This window comes from Streptomyces alkaliphilus, from assembly GCF_014141535.1.
GTDB classification, from domain to species: Bacteria; Actinomycetota; Actinomycetes; order Streptomycetales; family Streptomycetaceae; genus Streptomyces; species Streptomyces alkaliphilus.
On record NZ_VKHT01000678.1, the window covers coordinates 1 to 2,879 of the forward strand.

At 75.1% G+C, this 2,879-nt stretch carries 2 protein-coding genes; one reads left to right on the forward strand and one right to left on the reverse strand.

Annotated features, from left to right (window positions below; all coding sequences use genetic code 11):
* Positions 1-1,068 (forward strand): RNA polymerase sigma factor (locus FNQ90_RS18350; RefSeq protein ID WP_182607377.1); only part of this gene is annotated, 1,068 nt, incomplete at its 5' end.
* 130 nt (positions 1,069-1,198) lie between these two features.
* Here the strand turns inward: FNQ90_RS18350 and FNQ90_RS18355 are convergent.
* Positions 1,199-2,659, reverse strand: coding sequence for an FGGY family carbohydrate kinase (locus FNQ90_RS18355; RefSeq protein ID WP_228471372.1), 1,461 nt, complete (start codon positions 2,657-2,659; stop codon positions 1,199-1,201).
* Positions 2,660-2,879: the final 220 nt, after the last annotated feature.

Genomic DNA, 2,879 nt, shown 5'->3' on the forward strand with positions numbered 1-2,879 from the left:
CCTCCGCCCACCGATGCCCCCGAACCCGACGCCGACGCCGTCCACGACCCCCCGGGGAGCTCCGACACCGAGGGGGAGGACGCTCCCACCGCGCGGGAGGACGATCCCCCGGGCCCGTCCGTCGACCGCCGGGAGGTGGAGCACGCAGCCGGTCCCGGCCCCGGTGGCGACCTCTTCCGCCAGTACCTGCGGGAGATCGGCCGCGTTCCGCTGCTCACCGCCGCCGACGAGGTCGAGTTGGCCCGTCGCATCGAGGCGGGCGTGCTGGCCGAGCACAAGCTGGACACCCTCCGGACCCCCGACGCCCGACTCGCCCTGGACCTCGACCGGCTGGTGGTGCGCGGACGGCTCGCCAAACGGCGGCTCATCGAGGCCAACCTGCGGCTCGTGGTCTCCATCGCCAAGCGCTACCTCGGCCGGGGTCTGACCATGCTCGACCTGGTGCAGGAGGGGAACCTCGGACTGATCCGGGCGGTCGAGAAGTTCGACCACGCCCGCGGTTTCAAGTTCTCCACCTACGCGACCTGGTGGATCCGGCAGGCCATGTCCCGGGCCATCGCCGACCAGGCGCGCACGATACGGGTGCCGGTGCACGTGGTGGAACTGATCAACCGGGTGGTGCGCACCCAGCGCGCCATGCTCCAGGAGCGCGGCGTGGAACCCGGGGTCGAGGAGGTCGCCGCCCGCCTCGACCTCACCCCCGAGCGGGTGGGGGAGATCCTCAACCTCGCCCGGGACCCGGTCTCCCTCCAGGCCCCGGTGGGGGAGGAGGACGACATCCACTTCGGTGACCTCATCGAGGACGCCGACCTGCTCGGGCCCGCCGAGTCCGCCACCCTCCTGCTGCTGCGCGAACAACTGCACGCGGTGCTCTCCACCCTCGGCGACCGCGAACGACGGGTGGTGGAACTGCGCTACGGCCTCTCGGACGGCCGTCCCCGCACGCTCGAGGAGATCGGGCAGATGTTCGGGGTGACCCGGGAGCGCATCCGGCAGATCGAGCACAAGACGCTCCACAAGCTCCGCACCCACACCTACGCCGGTCAGTTGCGCGGCTACCTCGACTAGAGGGAGCCGACATCACCTCCCGGAGTCGACGGCCCGGGAGGGCCGGTGCCGCCGCCGGTTCCCCGTCCACCTCCCCGGGGCGGGGAACCGGCGGCCCGGCCCCGGGGGCCGGGCCGCGCGGCACCCCCGCTCAGTCGCCCGCCGGTCCCAGGGCCCCGGGGTGGCGCTCCTCGCGGACGGTCGTGAACTGCTGCCGGACCGCCCGGCCGACAGCGAGGGCCTCCTCGTCCGGACGCAGCGTCTCGCCCCGGGGCGAGGGCCAGGCCGGCGGCTCCGCTCCCGAGGAGGAGTTCTCCGAGGCGGCGAGCGCCCACGCCGCCTGGCGGGCCGCGCCCAGCGCCGCCCAGTCCGCGGGTTCGGGCACCACCACCTCGGCCTCCAGCAGTCCCGGCGCCAGCGCCCGTACGGCCGGCAGTTGCGCCACCGGCCCCAGCAGGAAGACCCGGCCGATCCGCACTCCCCGCGAGCGCAGCACCCCGGCCGCGTCCGCCACCCCGCACAGCATCCCCTCGAAGGCGGCCCGCGCCAGGTGCTCGGGCCGCATGCTCTCCCGCCGCAGGCCGGCCAGTGTCCCCGCGGTGTGCGGCAGCGCCGGGACCCGTTCACCCGCCAGGTACGGCAGCAGCACCAGGCCGTGGGCACCCGGGGTCGAGGTCAGCGCCAGCGCGGACAGCTCCTCGGGGGAGCGGCCCAGCAGGTCCGCGGTGCCCCGCAGCACCCGGTTGGCGTTGAGCGTGCGCACCACCGGCAGGTGCAGGCCGGTGGCGTCGGCGTAGGAGGTGACCATCCCGTCGGGATCGGGGGCCGCCGCCCCGTGCACGGCGCAGATCGAGGCGGAGGCGCCCAGCGAGATCACCGCGTCGCCCGACCCCAGGCCCAGCCCCAGCGCGGCGGCCATGGTCTCCCCGGTGCCGGCGGAGATCAACAGCCCCTCGGGGGTGCGGCCGGCCGCCTCGGCGGGGCCGAGGACGGTCGGCAGTTCGGCGGGGCGGCCCAGCGCCAGCTCCAGCAGGTCCGGCCGCCAGCGCTCCTCGGCCGGGGACCAGTACCCGGTTCCCGACGCCCCGCCCCGGTCGGTGGTGAACCGTTCCGGACGTCCCAGCAACTGCCACACCAGCCAGTCCTGCGGCTGGAGCACCGCGGCGGTGCGCCGGGCGAGTTCCGGCTCGGTGCGGGCCAGCCACGCCAGTTGCGCCACCGGATGTCCGGTCTGCGGGACGGCCCCCACCGCGCCGGTCCACGCGGCGGCGCCCCCCAGCGCGTCGATCAGGTCGACCGCGGCGCCCTGCATCCGTTGTTCCTCCGAGAGCGCGGCGCGCACCGGGTTGCGGGCACCGTCCAGCGCCACCACCGCCTGCTGCCGGGCGGCCACGCCGATGGCGGCCACGTCCTCGAGGATGCCGCCCCCGGCGGCTTCCCCCAGGGAGAGAAGCCAGGATTCGGGGGGCGCCTGACCGGTGGTGGGATGCTCGGCGTGCCCGTGCCGCAGCACCTCCCCGGTCTCGGCGTCACAGACGACGATGCTGGTCCAGCCGGACGAACTGTCCAGGCCGGCGACGATCCGCGTGCCACTGCCCATGGCATCGATCATGCACCATCGCGATCCCCGGCGGGGCACCCGTGACCACCGCCGTTCGCGGTGCGGGCGCCGGGCGTTCCCCGTGGGCCGCTTCGTCGTGCTTGTCTCGTGCCCGCCGGCGTGGCCGCCCGGCAGCGGGCGGTGGCGATGTCGTCGGGGTGTTGTGAGGCGGGGAGAGCGTTGATAAAACGTTTCAATGGCCTCTTCGGACCCCTCCCCCCTGGTGCTGACC